Source organism: Sulfidibacter corallicola, assembly GCF_017498545.1.
GTDB classification, from domain to species: domain Bacteria; phylum Acidobacteriota; class Holophagae; order Acanthopleuribacterales; family Acanthopleuribacteraceae; genus Sulfidibacter; species Sulfidibacter corallicola.
Genome location: NZ_CP071793.1, coordinates 5038614 through 5058373, shown reverse-complemented (window position 1 = coordinate 5058373; position 19760 = coordinate 5038614). Strand labels below are relative to the sequence as shown.

Below are 19760 nucleotides of genomic sequence, written 5' to 3'. Positions count from 1 at the left end.
ACGCCAGTCATGCTAGAGACCCAACCCATTTCTCGAACCGCCTACCCGTCCGGCCGTCGCAGCCGGATTCCGCTGCCCCAAGGCGAGTTGAAGGTTCGCGAGATCGAAGCCGGCTGGGACGAGGAAACGCTGCTCCATCAGGCCGGCATCTTCGGGTTGAAGGAGGTGGTGGCCAAATTGCACCTCGTCTCCGCCAAGCTCAAGAAGATGGCCTACGATTCGGAAAGCGCCTGGACCGACATGGGCATCGATCTCCACGAGGGAGCCTGGCTGGTTCACATGCCCACCTTCGCCGCTTGGTACCGACACCACCGCAACACCCTGATTCGCGTGGTGCACCAAGATTGGGACGCCAATACCCTGCTCTGCCAGGAAGGTCGCTTCTTCCTTCTGGAGGTCTGCACCAAAATCCCCTTCACGACCCAGCAGCTTCGATATCAGGCGCGCAAATTGATGGACCCCCGCACGGAAATGGGCATTTGGAAGGATCCCGACCGCAAGCATTACCTGGTGCAGATGGAAGTGTTCGGCCCCTGGCTGCGCAAGGTGTGGCACAAGAGCAAGGGATCCTAAACGGAGCGAACCTCGATCGGGCCCGCAGCCGCATCGTCCCGAAGCCCGGATCGGGCCATAAAAGCAAGAAATTCAGGGGTCCATCGCGAAAAGTGATGATCGCGGCAAGGTCGATGCTGCTAAAGTCTCTCCTTGAAGAACCCGTCATTTCCCGAGTCTCGCCTGCCCGGCAACGCGCTCGGGCCCCCTTGGGCGGCAGGCATCGCCGAAACAGGAAGCCGAGATTTCCTTCGACTCGAATGGAAATCGCGATGGAGGATGTACATGTTGCTGCGTCGAGCTTGGTCCAAACCGACATGGGCGACCGCCCAGGTGCTGATGATTTTGATGGCGCTCACCGTTGTCGGCTGCGGGCGCAAGGACGTCAAGCGCAACGGGGAGATCAAGCTACGTGGCGAACGACCCGTTTCCCTGCGCGGCAAGGATGACGGCGACCTATTGCAAAAAGGCACCGCCTCCTGGTACGGCAAGCCCTACCACGGCCGCAAGACCTCCAACGGCGAAACCTACAACATGCACGACCTGACCGCCGCCCACAAGACCATTCCCTTCGGCACCGTCGTCAAGGTGATCAATCGCGACAACGACCGCTGGGTCTACGTGCGCATCAACGATCGCGGCCCCTTCGTGCGCGGACGGGTCATCGATCTCTCTCATGGGGCCGCCTCGAAAATCGGCCTGATCGGAACCGGTACGGCGCCGGTGAAGATCTACCTGGCCAACCGACATTACGACGATTGGCAGGCGGCGCGAAAAGGACCGAGGGTGCGACCGACGCGGCAAGCTGCCGAGGGTTACTGGACTGTGCAAGTGGGAAGTTTCCAGGAAAAGAAAAAAGCAAAAGCGATGCTGCGGCGCATGGAATCACAATTTTCTCAGGCAAGAATGGTTTCTACGGATCGCGGTTTTTTTCGCGTTCAAGTGGGTTATTTCGCGCATCGGGGCGATGCCCTGACGTTCGCCGACGGCATCGACGATCCCGACATCTCCCCCTGGGTCCTGTTCATGGACAGCCCCAAACGACGTTACTAGGGCACGGACCGCACATCTCTCGATCGCCGCAAATTCCCCACAGGAGCTCAATTTTAAAGCCACTATGCCCTGTCGGCCGAGTAGGGCTATATCGAGTCCTCGAGGTGTTTGTGCGCGATGAAAGTTCTCGTGGCTGAAGATGACCGCGTCTCCCTTAAAGTTTTGGAACGGTTTTTGGAGAAGTGGGGACATCAGCCTTTGACTTGTGAAAACGGTTTGGATGCGTGGAACCTTGTTTCCGAACAAAAAGACATCGAAATGGGCCTGGTCGATTGGATGATGCCGGGCCTCGATGGTTTGGAACTGGTTCGCCGTATCAGAAGCAGCGAAAGATCCACACCCTTCCACGTGATTCTCATTACCGCCAAATCGGAAAAGAAGGACATGTTGACTGCATTTGAAGCGGGGGCCGACGATTTTTTGGTCAAGCCGGTAGATCCAATGGAGCTGAACAGCCGCATCAAGGTCGGTTCGCGCCTGGTCGAATCCCAGAAGCAGCTCTATTTGAAAAACGTGGCGTTGACCAAGGCCGTCACCGAGATGGAAGACCTGGCGGAGCAGCGCGCCCGCATGCTGTTGCACGCGGATCGCCTGGCCTCGCTGGGCGTGCTCACGGCCGGGATCGCCCACGAAATCAACAATCCCACCACCTTCATTTCCGGCAACGCGCAAACCCTCGAACGATGCTGGCCACTCGTCGAACGAACGCTGAAGAGCAAGGCCGAATCCACCCCGGAACGCGACCGCCGCAAGATCGACCTGGTACTCACCGAAATTCCGAAAATGCTCTCCGGGATTCGCAACGGGGTCGAACGCATCAGCGCCATTATCAACGGCCTCAAGACTTACTCGCGCAAAGACCGCGAACATTTCGAACCCGTCGACCTCAACCAATGCGTTCACCGCGCCTTGATCCTCTGCGGGAATCGTTTGAACCACCTCGAGGCGGAGGTCGTGTTGGAGCTGGATACCGACCTTCCAAACACACGAGGCAATGCCCAGAAACTGGAACAAGTACTGGTGAACCTGATCGTCAACGCGGCTGATGCGATGGAAGAGCTGACCGGCCGCGTCCGACCTCGCCTGGTTTTCCGCACTTCCTTCGACCCAATGCACACGGAGCTGACGGTTACCGACAACGGTGTCGGCATTCCGCCGGAAAAGCTCCCCGATATCTGGAACCCCTTCTTTACCAGCAAGGATGTTGGGAAGGGAACCGGGTTGGGGCTCTCGATCAGTCAAGGCATTATCGAGGATCACAAAGGCACGATCACCGCGGAGAACGCGGCGAAGGGCGGCACCCGATTTACGATCAGGCTGCCCAAGGCCGTTCCCGACTCAACCGACGATCGCGAGGCTGGCGCCTCGTAATGCAGGTCATTCAATCACGATGCACCATCACCCACTGCCGTTGAAGGGGGTATTTCATGAGCTTGATTCTTTTGATCGTCGATGACGAGGAAATGATTCGCGACATGCTCTCTCGCCACTTCTCTCTGCTGGACTATGACGTCATGACCGCCGCCAACGGCCGGGAAGCCGTTCGCATTCTGGAAACACAACGCATCGACGTGGTTATCACCGATGTGATGATGCCCGACATGAACGGCATCGAGTTGTTGCGTTACATCAAGGAACACAACCCGACCCTCCGTCCGATCGTCATCACCGGCTACGTCACCCTGGACAACGCCCTGAGTTGCCTGAGGCTCGGTGCCGAAACTTTCATTTTCAAGCCATTACAGGATTTGGCCGAATTAGAAAATGCAGTCAATCGCATCGAAGAGCGCCTAAAGAATTGGCAACGAAAATTACGGGAACTTAGGGGTATGAAACCCTGAGGGGAGACGCACGTGGACGACGAATATGATATCGACCGAGAGATGATGATCGATTTCATCGATGAGTCGGTGGAATCATTGAGTCTGATCCCGGGGCTGTTCGTTCAGTTAGAGCAAGCGCCGGGCGACCTGTCCATTATCGAAGCCGTGTTTCGACCGGTTCACTCCTTGAAAGGCAACGCGGCTTATTTCGGCCTTCTCAAGACCAAAGCTCTCGCGCACGAGCTGGAATCGATCCTCGACCGATTGCGAAAAGGCAAGTTGTCGGTGCAGCCCGTCATCATCGACACCTTGCTGTCCGGTGTCGACGAAATTCTCGCCATTCTCGACGCCACCCGCGAAGCCGGTGACGAGGCTTGCGAGGCGGAGCGCTACGAAGCGGTGATGGAACAGGTGGTCAAGCAGCTCGACGCCTCCACCGAAGCCGTCGAAAGCCCGATCCCCCAAGCCTTGGTCCTGCTGCGAAAGCTGGCCGACGCACCGTTGTTGGCCAACACCGAGGAACACGCGACCCTGATGCAGGCCATCGACCTCCTGGCTGCCGGCACCCCCGAGGAAGAACCTGCGGAGGAGGCTCCCGAAGAAGACGCGACCCCCGACGGACCGCTGGCCTCCATGATGCAAATCCTCGAAAACCCACCTTCCGGGCTGACCAAAGAGCAGCAGGCGGAACTGGTGGAGGCCTGCCTGAAAGAAATGACCGAACTGGCCGAAACCGACGCGGCGCAACACACCATCGCCGAAGCGCTGGAAGAGTTCGACCTGTTCGTGAGCCGCATCGGATTCGACGACATCCTGCGCAATTCACTGATCGAAAAGGGCCGCCGCCTGGCCCAGATGCAAGCCTGGGAAACCTATCCCGGCGGAGGCGGGGCGGCCGACGAGGCATCGGATGCCGGTGAAGGGGCCCCATCCGACGAACCGTCACCCAGCGGCCAGGGGGATGTGCAGCCCAAGCCCGAAAAAGCGGAGTCCGCAGCCGCCGAGGAGCAGCCGGCCGCCGACCAGCCGCGCCGCGCGGAGGAACCGGCCGCGGAAGCCCGCAAACAGGACCGCGGTCGCACCATGCGGGTCTCGGAAGACAGCATCGACGCCTTCCTCAGCTTCGTGGGCGAGTTGATCGCGGTCGACGAAATGTTCCGCTACATCCACAGCGAGCTGCTCAAAACCCAGGCGGGGTTGCCGATCACCTCGGCGTTTCTGCGCGTCATCAACACCTTCACCAAGCTTTCCGACGACCTTCAGGCCAGCATCATGGAAATCCGCAAGGTCACGGTGCGCACCATGTTGGAGAAATCCAGGCGGATCGTGCGCGACGTGGCTTCGTCTCGCAACAAGCGCATCGATACGGTCATCGCCGGGGACGATCTCACCATCGACCGCAGCCTGATCGAAACCCTGGAGGCACCGTTGGTGCACATGGTGCGCAACGCCGCCGATCACGGCATCGAGCCGCCCGCGGAACGGGCCCAGACCGGCAAATCCGAGACGGGCGTGGTCACGGTGACCATGACCGAATCGGAAGACACGATCACCCTTTCCATCAAGGACGACGGTCGCGGCCTCGATTACGAGAAGATCCGCCAAAAGGCCCTCGCGAACGGCCTGCTGGGTCCCAACGATCCGGTCACCGAAGATCTCTTGGTGGACTTCATCTTTTCGTCGGGTTTTTCCACCGCGAGCGCGGTCACCGAGATCTCGGGACGCGGCGTGGGCATGGATGCCGTGAAACGCGCGGTCGAGGATGCCGGCGGGCGCATGGAAGTCAAAACGAAACCGGGTCAGGGTACCGAATTCTTCATCAAGTTACCCGCAACCGTGGGCACCCAGATCATGCAGAGCTTCGTGGTGCAGATCAGCGAGCAACGGTTCGTGGTGCCGATGGACAGCATTTCGGGATCCTTCCGCCCCCTCTCCAAGGACCTGCACCGGCTTCCCAACGGCGCGGTATGCGTCAAGCGCAACGGCATGATCATGCCGATCACGCATTTGGACGGCCCCTATTACGGCGAATACAACGATCTTCTGGACGGCATCCTGATCACGGTGGAGGCCAAGTCTCGACCCTTCGCCTTTTTCGTGGATGTCATTCTCGGCCTGCAGAAAGTGGTTCTGCGCCCCGTGCCCTGGATCGACCTGCGCAAGTATCTCGGTGCGGCGGTGATGGGCGACGGCCAGGTATCGATGATCGTGGACTTGCGCGCCATCGAACGCCAGGTAGAATGACTGCGTTTTGCCGAATCCGGCCGCCATCACCGCGACCGGATTCGGTCCTTCCGACACGAGCCGTTTGAGGCGGCCCGTCCACGGGGCCAGCCATGCCGCGAAGGGACGGTGAACGGCGAGGCGTTCGACGCCCTGGACCCTTTCAAACGCGGCGCGCCGCCCCCCGACGGTCATCCCTCTGGGGTGCCGAACGATTCCGATGTACAATGGTCCACGGGTTCCGTTTCGGTCATCACGGGCATGTTCCCCGATTTCGCCACGGGCGATCGACGTCGCTGTGGGCACGGCTTTTCGCATGTCCCGACGCCACACCCAGGCAGCCGCCCGAATTTGTGAGCCCCAGCCAGAAGCAGGGTCGACCCGTCACCATCGCCACGCGCCCGAACGTCCAACGGGCCCGACACCGGAGCACCGGGTGACGCGGTTTTTAAGTAAATGAGGAAGGTTCGTTTATGCCAAATCCCCAAGTCACTGAAGCGTTCGTCAACAAGTTCTGGGACGACGAAATCGTCCCCACCCTGATCGATTACATTCGGATCCCCAACAAGTCGCCCGCGTTCGATCCCAATTGGGATGCAAACGGCCACATGGAAGATGCCTTCCAACTGGCCTGGAAATGGATCGAGGCCCATCCGATCCCCGGCATGAAGACCTACCAGGGTCGCCTGGAAGGTCGTACTCCCTTGATTCTGCTGGATATCCCCGGTGATCTGGACAAGACCATCCTGCTCTACGGTCACCTGGACAAGCAGCCCGAAATGAGCGGGTGGCGCGCCGACCTGGGACCGTGGAAACCGGTTTACGAGGACGGCAAGCTCTACGGTCGCGGCGGTGCCGACGACGGTTACGCGCTCTTCGCCTCGATGTGCGCCATGATGGCCATGCGCGAGCAGGGCGTGAAGCTGCCCCGCGCGGTGGTGATGATCGAATTCTCCGAAGAAAGCGGCTCGCCGGACCTGCCCGCCTACGTGGATCACTTCTCCGCGGAAATCGGCGAGGTGGATCTGGTGGTCTGCCTCGATTCGGGTGCCGGCAACTACGACCAGTTGTGGAGCACGACCTCCCTGCGCGGCCTGGTGGGCGGCACCGTGCGCGTGGACGTCCTGGAGGAGGGCGTGCACTCCGGCGACGCCAGCGGCATCGTCCCGTCCTCGTTTCGCGTGTTGCGCCAGTTGGTGGCGCGCCTCGAAGACGAGAACACCGGTGAGATCGTACCCGAATCGCTCAAGGTGGAAATTCCCGAACAGCGCGTGGCGCAAGCCCGGCGCGTCGCCGATTCCCTGGGTGAGGAACTCTACCGCAAGTATCCCTTCGTCCAGGGCATGCAGCCGGCCACCGACGACCCGGTCGCCTGCATCCTCAACCGTACCTGGCGCGCCGCACTCAGTTATACCGGTGCCGAGGGGCTGCCTCCGGTTCAATCGGGCGGCAACGTGTTGCGGCCCTATTCCACCCTGAAACTGTCGTTGCGTCTGCCACCGACCCTGGAAGGCCACGAGGCCCAGAAGGTCGTCGAAGACATTCTGTCCCGCAATCCGCCCTACAACGCCAAGATCACCTGCGAGTTCGAGGAAGCGGCCACCGGGTGGAACGCGCCGCCCCTGGCCGATTGGCTGGCCGATGCGCTCGACGAGGTATCGCAGACCTTCTACGACAAACCGGCCCTGCACATGGGCGAGGGCGGCACCATTCCCTTCATGGGCATGCTCGGCGAGAAATTTCCCAAGGCCCAGTTCGTGGTCACCGGCGTGTTGGGTCCCAACAGCAACGCTCACGGCCCCAACGAATTCCTCCACGTTCCCTACGCCAAGAAATTGACCTGCTGCGTGGCCCACATCCTGGCCATTCACGCGGCCCTTTGACCTGACGGGTGGGCCACGGGTCCACCCGACCGGCGGTCCCGATCGCGGCCCCGGTGGGATTCGGGTTTTTCGCGAATCCCACCGGCCCAATCGGGTGCATGCAGATCTCGAATTCCTCGCTTCGAATCCGCCAAACCGACCTTCCGCGAGGTGCCTTCCCATCGTCGGCCACGGAGTGATTCGGCCCCGGCCAATCGCTCGGAAATTCGCATGACCCCAACGCCATGAACTCCAGGTGCCTATGTCCAAATATCCCAAACCAGCCCTGACGGTGGATGCCGTGGTCCTCTCCGGAAGTGGCGAGGCCATGGAAATCCTGGTCATTCGTCGCGGTCGCGCGCCCTTCCGGGATTGGTTGGCCTTTCCCGGCGGTTTCGTCGACGCCTTCGAACTGCCTTTCTCCGCCGCCCTGCGCGAGCTCAAAGAAGAAACCCGACTCGATTTGCCGCCCACCCGCGCGATTCCGCTATCGTTACGCGCAAAAAAGGATCGCGACCCACGCGGCTGGACGATCTCTCAGCCGTTCCTTTTCTGGCTGCCCGAATCGCGCTACGTGCGCGGTTGCGACGATGCCCGCGAGGCACAGTGGGTGCCGTTGCGCGAGCTGCCGCGGCTGGCCTTCGATCACGGCGCCATTCTGTGTGAAGCCCTGGGCTGCTTCTGGCAGCCGATGCCGACCGCCGTCGCACCCCTACGCACGGTGGGTGCCTTCGGTGTGCCGGAATACTTTCCCCACCACCCGGTTTTCTACGGCGGAACCTTCGACCCCTGGCACCTGGGCCACCACGCCTGCGTCTCGCTCTGCCCCAATCCCCAGGACGTCGTGGTCGTTCCCGACGCCAACCCCTTCAAAAAGGGCCCCTCCGATCGCTGCTACTGGTCGCTGTTTCGCGAACTCCAATCGGCGGTCGCCGATTTGGGCGCCTGCGTCTTCCCCGGCTTTTGCGGGCGAGAACAACCGAACCCCACGGCGCAATGGGTTCCTTACGTGACGCGTGAGTCCCGATCCCTGCTGGTCGGTGAGGACAGCTTCGCGAGCTTCCCGGACTGGTTCGAAGCCGAAACCCTCGCCGCCTCACTGGATACGCTTTTCGTGGCGCCGCGCCACTCCAAGCCGAAATCGCTCAAGCGCGCCACCACCTGGTTGAACGCCCACGGCTGTCAGGTCGCGCGATTGGCGAACCACCCCTACCAGGAGCTTTCCTCGACGAAGCTGCGGGAAAACCAGTAACGGTAAAAGGGACGGTAAGCCCGCCGGATGAATTTGTCGAAGCGACCCGTGCCCGGAGTTCCCGAATGCTTTGAGGGGCGGAATTGCGGTAGGTTGGGCCGCTGGCCCGACACTTCGAAGCGATCCACGCTTCGCAAGTTCCAGTGGGAAAAGTGCGAAGCAGCATAGTCGAGCCTACAGATCTCTCGATGATCGATTTCGATCTATGCCAGATCGCTTCGATTGGTTGAGCAGGATCGGTATGGCACGCCCGATATGGCACGGCCTACTTTTCGGAGTAACCCACCCTTCGCAAGTTCCAGTGGTAAAAGTGAGAAGCAGCATAGTCGAGCCTACAGATCTCTCGATGATCGATTTCGATCTATGCCAGATCGCTTCGATTGGTTGAGCAGGATCGGTATGGCACGCCCGGTATGGCGCGGCCTACTTTTCGGAGTAACCCACCCTTCGCAAGTTCCAGTGGGAAAAGTTCGAAGCAGCAAAGTCGAGCCTCTAAATCTCTCGATGATTGATTTCGATCTGTGGCAGGTCGCTTCGACAGCGCGCGGTGAGGGAAAGTATCGGCTTCGCTCTTTGGCGTAACTCCGGCCTGCTACACACGTTACTCCGAATAGTCGGCCGAGCCGGCCAACCTACAGGCTTTACGTCTCTTACGCGCGTGCGGGCTCACCGAATCGGTGCGCTTCGCGTTGATACTTCCAAGCTGGGCGCCCACCCTGCTTTTGCCAAAGCAGAAACGCCCGATGCCTGAAACCCGCATGCCGATACCGAGCCGCCGATCGGTGGCTCTCAGACTTGATAACCGGGTTCGGGCTTGTCGCGCTCTTTCATGGTGCGGTGGGGGTTGCTGATCTGGGAGATGTGCAGTAGACCGGACTCGTCGTCGCTGGGGCAAAGCTCTTTTTCCTTCTTGGCGCAGGCCCCGCAGCTTGGATCTTCATCCATGAAATGGGCGGTGCTGCGGCAGGAGGCTTTCATGGCCACGCCACGAAGAAAAAACCCGATGCCCAACCCGAAAAAACAGACACTGAACACGACGAGTGCAAAAAGAAAAGTGGTCAGCATGGTCGGTCCTCCTTTGCCCCCGAAAAGAGCCCGACCATTATAGCAGAGGTCGGCCCGGGAAAACATCGAAGCTGGCGAAGCCGGCGTCTGCAGTCACTCGCTGGGATTCGGCGCCACCGTCTCGACTTCCCCGGCGGCTGCACGAGGGAAACAAAACATCGAGAGTCCCAATTGGCCTGCTTGAACCGTCTCTCCGTAGCGGTAGCCGCCCGCGCCGGCCCTGTTCACCCAAATGGTCACCGCGTTGGCGGGAGTCGCATCCGGCGAGGAAAGCGCCAGTCTCAAGCGTTTGCCGGCGCTCGCAAGGGGCTCTAAATCCAGGGTCAACCAACTGTTGTCGCGAATCTGGGCGGCATCGAGATCGACCGACCACAACAGGGACTCCTCGGCCTCCGCCAGGCCGAGTTCGCTGATCGCCACCCGCAACGTCGACGTGTTGATCCGGTTGTAGGTCGCCAGATTCAGTCGAACCCGCGTCAGTCCATCCTTCGGGCAATCGAACTCCGTGACGATCGGCGATTCGGGCAAGATGGGTCCCGCCGGTTCGATCCTGGATTCGGGGCCGACGACCCAGGCGGGCATGATCTGGTGATAGACCTTGAAGAGGGTGTAAGCTTCCATCGTTCCCGGGCCGGGAACGAACGAGAACGGCAAGATGCCCCGTGCGTGCAGATAGTAACTGGTGTGGTGGTCGGGTGCGTGCAGCCGCAGGGGCCAGCGGCTCGGCACCTCGTATCGGCCGGCGATCTCCGCACGCGCCAGCAGCGATTCGGGCACCTGGATGTGATCGGTGAGACGCGGCACGAGCAGGTAGCGCACGTCATCCGTTTGGTCGACCTGTAGATAGATCATGCCGGCCTGTTCGCCGTAGTGGCGAACCCCCATCTCGCCGACGAAGTGAATTTCGCCGGGCGCGACGGGAAGTTCCAGATCGGCGACGCGTTGGGCGCGACTGAAATCGAACTCCACGCGTGCCACCATCCACCCGAGACCGACCGCGATACCGGTGCTGATCAAGGTCCAGACGGTGACCGCGGCAAACCGCGGCGGGGTGGCGCGGAGCACCATCAGAAGCAGGGCGGCAAAGAGCAGCAGGTTGTAACGAGGTGAGGCGAAGGCCGCGAGCCCGATTTGAAACAGCGCCAGGCCGGCGAACCAAGCCAACAGGACCAACCAGATGCTGCCCTCCTCGTCGATGCCGAACAAACTCCGAACGGCGTGAAACAGGGAGGGCAAGAGAGCCAGCCCCAAGCCCATCAAGCCCCAGGCCCAGAAACCGGGGAACCAGCCCGTATCGTTTTGAAGATTCAGCAGGAGTACCCAGGCCCAGCCCAGACAGGCCATCAGCGGATAGAAGAATCGCCCGCCGGCGGCCAGCCGGAGTGCCAGAGGCGCGAACAGGCCGATGGCGGCACCGCCGTAGAGCACCATGACCCGGGCCTTGATCCACATGTTGGTGGCATCGAGTCCCTTGTGGACTTCGGTGGCAATGCTGAGTTCGTCGCGAGGCGCGGCAAAATAGGGCACGATCCCGTGATAGTAATAGACCATGGACAGCCAGATCACCATCGGCACCACGGTACAGGCGAAAACGATCAGTACTTCACCCATGCGCCTTTTGCTCCAGCCGCGTACGGCGATCAGGGCCAGCAACCCGAACCCCTGGTAGGCGGTGAACACGGCGGCGAAGGTGAAGATCAGACATGGAATCAAATTGCGGGTGGCGGAAGCGCCGGTTCGGGCCAGCGTCCGCTCCCAATACCAAAGCCCGCCGACCCAGAAGGCGAACAGCGGCACATCGGTCATCAAGGTCGCGGCGTTGGGAAGGAACATGGGTCCCAGCGTCAGGGCCAGCGCCACCCAGGGTGGATGATCGGTGTAATGACGAATCAGGCCGGCCAGGCCCAGGGTCGCCAGCCACAGAAACGGCAGAAACGCCAGGTGGAGATGAACCAGGTCGCGACCGACGAGGTGGCGCACCACGCGAATGTAATAGGGCACGAGCGGCGGATGAGTGGACTCGAAAACCACGAAATTCTCGAGGACCCGCCCCTGAAACACGTAGTCCGACACCTGGCAACGGGCCGGATTCAGGGTCAGCCTATCGGCGTAATCCAAATAGATGAGGTCGTCGTTGGTCGGCCCCTTGTCGGTGAACGGCACATAGATCGCGGTGCAGACAAGCATGAGTGCGGCGACACTCCAAAGTGAGACGTGTCGTGCGTCGCCAAGGGAAAGAAAACCGCCATCCATGGGAAGACCTCGAATGATTTCTGTGAGGAGGGAACCGGTGGGTATGTCGTCGGGGAACGCGCGCCCATGTCCGCCAGATCTGGCAACCCCCGTGCCACGGTCGAGCACCGGCGCCTCCCACCGGCCGGACCCGAGATCGGTCGATGCGTCCGACGGTCATACGCAGAGGAGACATGGGAACCGAAGGGACCTGAAACGCGCTCGGCCGCGCTTGGCGAGGTGAGAGGTCACCCGAATCGGAGCACGCTTCCTGACCGTCTCAACCCGGCGATTTCAAATGGCGCGCCACCAAAAACGACGGGTCTCGGGCATCACCTCATCGATGCAAGTACGCGCGAGCTAGGGAAGTATAGCGCGGGAACGGGAACCACTGCCAACAGCAACCACGGCGAATGTGCGCTCTGTGGTATACTTGGCGCGGTTTTCCGCCCATTGGGCGGCGGCCGTCACCATCAGCCGACTTTTTGGGGGAGTTTTTTCACCCGGTGCGAGTGATTTGAAGGGGTGCGAGTTAGCGAGGTGTCGGACCGGATCGGGTAGGGATGTACGGCTCATGGGGGGAGCCTGTGCCGTGCATGATCGCCGCCCGCTGCAGTCCGTCAGGTCGAGGTCGATCCCGCATGCCGACGAGGATCATTCGAACTGGGTTTCAGACCATAAGACAAGGCAGCGCAGGTGGAATGGGGAGTACCGCTTTCGGAGGGCCGCTTACGGAGGGCCGTCATCGAGGGGCGAACGAAGGTCAGCTTCTGTCGGACGTCCCATGCCTCGCGGGCGGGAAAGGCATCGCGGCATCGAGGGCACACGAGTCGCGATCGAGATCTGCCGGATCCCGATCCGAAATCTTCCATGTTTCCACCAACTTCCATCCATGTGATCCCCTACGGCAACACCTACCGCCAGGCGGTTTCTTTTTAAGGAGTCCTCATGGTTTCTCAATACCAAAACGAGCTGAAGAATTTCGTCGAACGAGAGAAGCTCGCCATTCGCGCCATTTCGCCCATCCACAAACTCTGGGTCGAACGCTCCGTGGAGCTACTGTTGTTTCGCCGCGTCATGGTGCACCAGGGCCCGATCGACATTTTGAAGAGTCACAATTACGCGCGTCAAATTTCCAAAGTGAATTTCGGCATCGAGTTGACCCTGCCCATCATCGAAACCCTCGCCGACATGCCCCTGTGCCCTTCCCGTATCGATATCGGTCTCCTAGCCGTCAAGTGGGTGGAATCCGGCAAGGATCGCGGTGAGCTCCGCACCTTCCTGGAAGGATGCCTGACGGATCATCTCAAACCGAACGGCGCCGACTTCGAACCCCGTGACGTCGTGCTCTACGGGTTTGGCCGCATCGGTCGACTGATGGCGCGCCTGCTGGTGAACCAGGCCGGTGGCGGCGGCGCCCTGCGGCTGCGGGCGGTCGTGTGTCGCGGAAATTTGAACGTGGCCAAGCGCGCGGCCCTGTTCCAACGGGACTCGGTTCACGGGCCCTACCAGGGCAACATCACCGTTTTGGAAGAGGAAGACGCGTTTGTCGCCAACGGTGTCTTCGTCAAGTTCATTTCGGCTTCTTCGCCCGATCAGGTGGACTACGAGGCCTACGGCATCAAGAACGCGCTGATCGTCGACAACACCGGTGTCTGGCGCGATCGCGACGGCCTCGGTCTCCACCTGAAGGCCAACGGTGCCGACCGCGTCCTCCTGACCGCGCCCGGCAAAGGCGACATCCCCAACATCGTCTACGGCGTCAACCACCGCACCTTCAACGAGGAAGAACGCATTTTCTCGGCCGCTTCCTGCACCACCAACGCCATCGTACCGGTTCTGAAAGCGGTCAACGACGCGTTCGGCATCGAGAGCACCCACGTGGAAACCGTGCATTCCTACACCAACGACCAAAACCTGCTGGACAACTACCACAAGAAAGAGCGTCGCGGCCGTTCGGCCGGCCTGAACATGGTCATCACCGAAACCGGCGCCGCCAGCGCGGTCGCCAAGGCCCTTCCCGAACTCACCGGACGCGTGACGGGCAACGCGGTACGGGTACCGACCCCCAACGTGTCGCTGGCGATCCTCAACATGGAACTGCAACAGGAAGTGGATCGCGACACCATCAACGACATGCTGCGCCGCGCCTCGTTGGAAGGCCCGCTGGTCGCCCAGATCGACTACACCCGCGACGAAGACGTGGTGAGCAGCGACATGGTCGGCAACACCCACGCGGCCATCGTCGACTCCCTGGCCACCCAGGTCCACGGCAAGCGTGCCGTGATCTACGTCTGGTACGACAACGAATTCGGCTACTCGATGCAGGTCGCTCGCGTGGCCCGCATCGTTTCGGGCGTGGAGCGCCTGCGCTACTACTGATCGGAACCGGCCACGGCACCTGATCCGAAACGGCCACGGCATCGCATCCGGAACGTCCGCGATAGCGATGTCGTGCGCTCCGAGGTGGTTCCAAGCGGGAAGATGAGGAGCCTGGCCCGGTGCACGGTCGAATATGTTACCAAAATGTGAGTATTCGACGCACAATCAACCCGTTCAAGAGGGCGAAAAGACATAACAGGCATTGGCACATTTTACGGAGAAAAAAATCGATTCGAGCGACACCTCAAATCGAGACCTCGGAACACTTCGATATACCATTGAAAAAGAAAGGCCCCAAAATCAAAAAAGAGCCGGAAGTCCTTTGGACTCAGGCTCTTTTTTCGCGAAGGTAACCTTGACAATTAAAATGTAAAGACATTTTATTTTGGTGGCAACCTTAGTAAGGCTCCACCTAAATGAGGATCAAATTGTAGTTTTTGATCTGGTGGGCTTATTAATACCTCCTTTTTGGGAACCTTATAATGGCAATATGATCGCCCCGGGAACCCAAGTCAAGGAGATCGTAAAAAAAATGTAAGAGAATGTTGTGAACGGAAATTCAATCCGTCGCCGAGCACCGACGCCGCGCCTCTCCTGTCGTCGTGCTCGCAACTTTCTTTTATTGATGCGCCCTTGACCCCGATCCTCGGCTTTGGCGCGGTTCCCTCGCCACCGAGCTCGGTCGCCCGCAGGATCCTTGGCGGCGTGGTGGGAGCGGTTCGATCTTTTTGAATCCTATGTAAAAAGGGCCGCGGATGGCATACCCGCGGCCCTCGATTTCGTACGGCCGGATTCAGCTCGTTTTTCGGGTTTTCGCCAGGCTCTGCAGGCTCTCGACCATCAACCGCTCCGATTTGATCGCTCGGATCGCGGATACCACGGCTTGCGCCGCGGAGGTGGTGGTGATGCAGGGAACGTTCAGGCGCAGGGCCTCGAAACGAATGTAGCGGTCGTCCTCGTGGCTCTTCTTGCCGACCGGCGTGTTGATGATCAAAGCGACCTTGCGCTCGTGAATCCGATCCACGATGTTGGGGCTGCCCTGATGCCGTTTGCGAATGGTTTCCACCGGAAGACCCTGTTGTCGCAGGAACTCGGCGGTCCCACGCGTCGCGATCAACTCGAAGCCCAATTGGTAGAGATCGCGCGCCACCAACAGAATCACCGGCTTGTCGTTGTCGGTCACACTCAAAAAGGCCGTGCCTTCGCGCGGCAGCTTGTAGCCGGTCGCGCGGTAGGCCTTGGCGAAGGCGTTGCCGAAAGAGTGGGCCGAGCCCATGACTTCACCGGTGGATTTCATTTCCGGGCCGAGCACGGGATCCTCTCCCTGCAACTTGTTGAAGGGAAAGACGGGTGACTTGACGTGCCACATGTAGGGTTCAGGCTCGAGCGGAATAGCCAGTTCCCCGATGGTCGCCCCGGCCATGACGCGGGCGGCCATTTCGGGGATCGGGATCCCGATCGCCTTGGCGGCGAAGGGAACGGTGCGGGAGCAACGCGGATTGGCCTCGATGACGTAGAGCGCGTCGCGCCAGTAGGCGTACTGGACGTTGAGGAGACCGACCACGTCCAGCTCCTTGGCAAGGGCCCGCGTGGCACGTTTGACCTCCGCGACCTGGGTGGGCGTCAGCAGCACGGGCGGCAGGACGCAGGACGAGTCGCCGCTGTGGATGCCGGCCTCCTCGATGTGCTGCATGATGCCGACGATGACGATGTCCTTGCCGTCGGAGAGCGCATCCACGTCCAATTCGATGGCATCGTCCAAAAAGCGATCGATGAAAATCGCCTGGTTGGGCGTCGCCTCCATCGCCATTTTCAGGCTTTGCTCCAAGTCGTCGCTGTCGAACACGATCGACATGGCGCGGCCACCCAGCACGAAACTGGGGCGCACCATCAAGGGGAACCCGATTTCGGCGGCGAGCCGGCGAGCCTCCTCGATATTGGCGGCGGTGCGGTGTTCGGCTTGGCGCAGCCCCGTCTTTTCGATGATTTTGGCAAAGGTCTCGCGATCCTCGACCTTGTGGATGATGTCACTGGAGGTACCGATGATGCGATAACCCAGTTTGGCGAGCGGTTCGGCCAGGTTCAACGAAGTCTGACCGCCGAAGGCGACCGCCACCGCATCGGGCTTCTCGAAGGCGAGAATACAGGCCACCCGCTCCAGGATCAGGGGCTCGAAATAGAGCCGATCGGCCACGTCGAAATCGGTGGACACGGTTTCGGGATTGCAGTTGATCATGATCGTCTGGTACCCGGCCTGCTTGAACCCATTCACGGCCTGGACACAGCAATAGTCGAACTCGATGCCCTGGCCGATGCGGTTGGGACCACTGCCGATGATGGCGATCTTGGGACCTGGCAGCGGCGTGACGTCGCTTTCTTCTCCCGATGCGCCGTAGAGGTAGGGCGTCTCCGCCGGAAACTCGCCGGCACAGGTGTCGACCGCCTTGAAGCCGTAGGGGAAACGACTGGTTCGAGCGGTGATCACAGATTCGTCGGTACCGCTGAGCACGGCGATGCCGGCGTCGGAAAGGCCCCAGTACTTGGCCAGTCGCAGTTGCTCTTCGGGGATTTGCTCGGGCTCGTAGCGCGCCAAGTCGCGTTCCAGCTCCACGATGTCGCGGAAATGGGCCAGGAACCAGGGATCGATGTGGGTCAGGGCGTAGATTCGATCGATGGTCCACCCGGCACGCAGCGCGTGAAAGATACTGCGCATGCGCAGCCAACTGGGTACGCGCAGGCGCTCTTCCAGGTCGTCGGGTGCCTCGGACCGCGGGATCCCCAGGTGATGGCGGCCCTGCTCGAGGCTCTGGACCGCTTTGAGAAAGGCTTCCTTGAAGCTGCGCCCGAGCGCCATCACCTCGCCCACCGATTTCATCTGGGTGGTCAGGGTGGCGTTGGCGCGGGGAAACTTCTCGAAGGCCCAGCGCGGGAACTTGACAGCCACGTAATCGAGACTGGGCTCGAAGGAGGCGGGCGTGACGCGGGTGATCTGGTTCTTCAGTTCGTCGAGCGTGTAGCCCAACGCCAGTTTGGCGGCCACCTTGGCGATCGGATAACCGGTCGCCTTGCTGGCCAGGGCGGAGCTGCGCGAAACCCGGGGATTCATCTCGACCACGACCACCCGGTCGGATCGGGGATCGACCGCGAATTGAACGTTGGCCCCGCCGGTTTCCACACCTACCAGGCGAAGTACCTTGAGGGAGATGTCGCGAAGATTTTGGTATTCGCGGTCACTCAAGGTCTGCGCCGGCGCCACCGTGATGGAATCGCCGGTGTGTACGCCCATCGCGTCCAGGTTCTCGATGGAACAGATGATGATCCCGTTGTCGGCCTTGTCGCGAATGACTTCCAGTTCGAATTCTTTCCACCCGATGATCGATTCCTCGATCAGGATCTGCGAGTTGGGCGAGGCGGTCAGGCCCGAATCGGCGATCGCTTCGAATTCTTCGCGCGTGTGGGCCACGCCGCCACCGGATCCACCGAGGGTGAAACTGGGGCGAATGATGACCGGGAAGCCGATGTCGGCCTGGATGGTGCGGGCCTCGTCCATGCTGTGGGCGAAGCCGCCGCGACAGGTTTCGAGCCCGTTTTCCGTCATCAGGTCGCGGAACCGGAGTCGATCCTCACCCAGGGTGATGGCCTCCACCGAGGCGCCGATCAACTCGACGCCGAAGCGTTCCAGAATGCCGCGCTCGTCGAGCAACATGGCCAGGTTGAGCGCAGTCTGTCCACCCATGGTGGGCAGCAGGGCATCGGGGCGCTCCTGCTCGATGATGGTGGTCAGAAAGGACGGGGTCAGGGGCTCGATATAGGTCACATCCGCGAGATCGGGGTCGGTCATGACCGTGGCGGGATTGGAGTTCACCAGGATGACGCGAATGCCCTCTTCCTTCAGGGCACGAATCGCCTGGACCCCGGAATAGTCGAACTCGCAGGCTTGACCGATGGTGATGGGTCCGCTGCCGATCAGCAGCACGCTTTTGATGTCCTCTCGCTTAGGCATGGCGATCTCCCTTGTGATTTGCCACCTGTTGCAGGAAATAATCGAAGTGATCCAGGCAATCGTTGGGGCCGGGTGCCGCCTCCGGGTGGAATTGAACGCCGAAAACCGGCTTGTCGCGCAGGCGGAAGCCCTCGAGCGAGCCGTCGAACAACGAGTGGTGGGTGATCTCGACGCGCTTCAGGTCGAGGGAATCCTCGTGCACGGCGAACCCGTGGTTTTGCGACGTGATCACGACCCGTCCCTCGAACTTGACCGGGTGATTGCCGCCGCGGTGGCCGAACGGCAATTTGTAGGTCCGTCCCCCGAGGGAGAGGGCCATCAATTGAAATCCGAGACAGATACCCATGACCGGGTAGCGATCCATGAGTGCGGCGATCGTACCGCGAACGCCGGGAACCGCGGCGGGATCGCCGGGCCCGTTGGAGATCAGGATCCCGTCGGGTTTCAAGGCCTCGACCGCGGCCAGGTCGGTGTTCCAGGGCACCTGGGTCACGCGGCAGCCGCGTTTCTGAAGGGCACGGATCGTGGCCAGCTTGATTCCCAGATCCAGGAGCACGATGTGGTGGTCGCCTTCGCCGTGAACGACTTTTTCGGTCGTGGAGACTTGGGGCACCAGGTTGGCGCCTTCCATGGGCTCCGCGGCCGCAAGGCGCACTTTGGCCTCTTCGAGTGGCAGTGATTGGGGCGCGATCAACACGTTGCGCGGTCCCTCGTCGCGAATCGTCTGGGTCAGACGGCGCGTATCGAGGCCGGTAATGGCCGTGACCCCGATTTCAGCCAGAAAAGGGTCGAACGTTTGGTGATAGCGATTGTGAAAGGACCCGGGGCTCAGATTGCGGAACACCATGCCCGCGGCGTGACCCAGGGTCGATTCGTTGACTTCCAAATGGCAACCGTAGTTGCCGATTTCAGGATAGGTCAGCACGACAATCTGTCGGTGGTAGCTGGGGTCGGTCAGGATTTCCTGGTAGCCGGTCATCGAAGTATTGAAGACCAACTCGCCCAGTTGTGGTGCCTTGGCGCCGATCAGAGTTCCGGACAGACTCTGCCCAGTGGGGAAAAGCAGATACCCTTGCAAAGATTCCTCCGAATACACGAAAGGCGGTGACCGGGATATGATCCGGACGCCGCCTTGACTTTGTCTGGCTGAAAAGGCAATTCTATAGTGCGAGCGCAAGGGGATCAACGCTTCTTTTGAGCGGCCGGATATAAAAATCACCGGCGCGAGCCGGGTGCAGGACACCCGAAGCTCGGAGGATTCGGCCCGATCGGGGATCGAATCCCACTGTATTCACTAGCCATGCGAGCCGGCG

The 19760-nt window shown here is 60.7% G+C and carries 12 protein-coding genes; 8 read left to right on the top strand and 4 right to left on the bottom strand.

Going from position 1 to position 19760, the window contains the following annotated elements; translation table 11 throughout:
- The first annotated feature begins 9 nt into the window (after positions 1-9).
- The 7 genes from J3U87_RS15135 (at position 10) to J3U87_RS15105 (ending at position 8765) form a co-directional block, all read left to right on the top strand.
- On the top strand, positions 10-573 hold the full coding sequence (locus J3U87_RS15135; protein ID WP_237383890.1) for a hypothetical protein: 564 nt from the start codon (positions 10-12) through the stop codon (positions 571-573).
- A 264-nt stretch (positions 574-837) separates the two neighbouring features.
- Positions 838-1605 carry a septal ring lytic transglycosylase RlpA family protein gene (locus J3U87_RS15130; protein WP_237383889.1) on the top strand — a complete coding sequence of 256 codons (768 nt, stop codon included), beginning with the start codon at positions 838-840 and terminating at the stop codon, positions 1603-1605.
- A gap of 117 nt (positions 1606-1722) precedes the next feature.
- On the top strand, positions 1723-2976 hold the full coding sequence (locus tag J3U87_RS15125) for a response regulator (RefSeq protein ID WP_237383888.1): 1254 nt from the start codon (positions 1723-1725) through the stop codon (positions 2974-2976).
- 56 nt (positions 2977-3032) lie between these two features.
- On the top strand, positions 3033-3446 hold the full coding sequence (locus J3U87_RS15120) for a response regulator (protein ID WP_237383887.1): 414 nt from the start codon (positions 3033-3035) through the stop codon (positions 3444-3446).
- 12 nt (positions 3447-3458) lie between these two features.
- Complete coding sequence (locus J3U87_RS15115; protein WP_237383886.1) at positions 3459-5672, top strand: chemotaxis protein CheA; 2214 nt, start codon at positions 3459-3461, stop codon at positions 5670-5672.
- 452 nt (positions 5673-6124) lie between these two features.
- Positions 6125-7534, top strand: coding sequence for a M20 family metallopeptidase (locus J3U87_RS15110; protein WP_237383885.1), 1410 nt, complete (start codon positions 6125-6127; stop codon positions 7532-7534).
- A gap of 241 nt (positions 7535-7775) precedes the next feature.
- Positions 7776-8765 carry an NUDIX domain-containing protein gene (locus J3U87_RS15105; RefSeq protein WP_237383884.1) on the top strand — a complete coding sequence of 330 codons (990 nt, stop codon included), beginning with the start codon at positions 7776-7778 and terminating at the stop codon, positions 8763-8765.
- 789 nt (positions 8766-9554) lie between these two features.
- Here J3U87_RS15105 and J3U87_RS15100 read toward each other — a convergent pair.
- Positions 9555-9830 (bottom strand): hypothetical protein, encoded by a 276-nt coding sequence (locus J3U87_RS15100; protein WP_237383883.1) that lies wholly within the window; start codon positions 9828-9830, stop codon positions 9555-9557.
- Positions 9831-9923: 93 nt separating this feature from the next.
- Complete coding sequence (locus tag J3U87_RS15095; RefSeq protein ID WP_237383882.1) at positions 9924-12083, bottom strand: glycosyltransferase family 39 protein; 2160 nt, start codon at positions 12081-12083, stop codon at positions 9924-9926.
- A gap of 927 nt (positions 12084-13010) precedes the next feature.
- On the opposite strand from J3U87_RS15095, the gene J3U87_RS15090 reads away from it, so the two are divergent.
- A complete protein-coding gene (locus J3U87_RS15090) occupies positions 13011-14444 on the top strand; it encodes a glyceraldehyde-3-phosphate dehydrogenase (RefSeq protein ID WP_237383881.1) in 1434 nt (477 codons plus the stop codon).
- A gap of 793 nt (positions 14445-15237) precedes the next feature.
- Here the strand turns inward: J3U87_RS15090 and carB are convergent.
- Both carB and carA read right to left on the bottom strand, forming a co-directional pair.
- On the bottom strand, positions 15238-18447 hold the full coding sequence (carB, locus tag J3U87_RS15085; protein ID WP_237383880.1) for a carbamoyl-phosphate synthase large subunit: 3210 nt from the start codon (positions 18445-18447) through the stop codon (positions 15238-15240).
- Positions 18440-19525, bottom strand: a complete 1086-nt coding sequence (gene carA / locus J3U87_RS15080; RefSeq protein WP_237383879.1) for a glutamine-hydrolyzing carbamoyl-phosphate synthase small subunit — start codon at positions 19523-19525, stop codon at positions 18440-18442. Before carA ends, carB begins: the two co-directional genes overlap by 8 nt.
- Positions 19526-19760 lie beyond the last annotated feature (235 nt).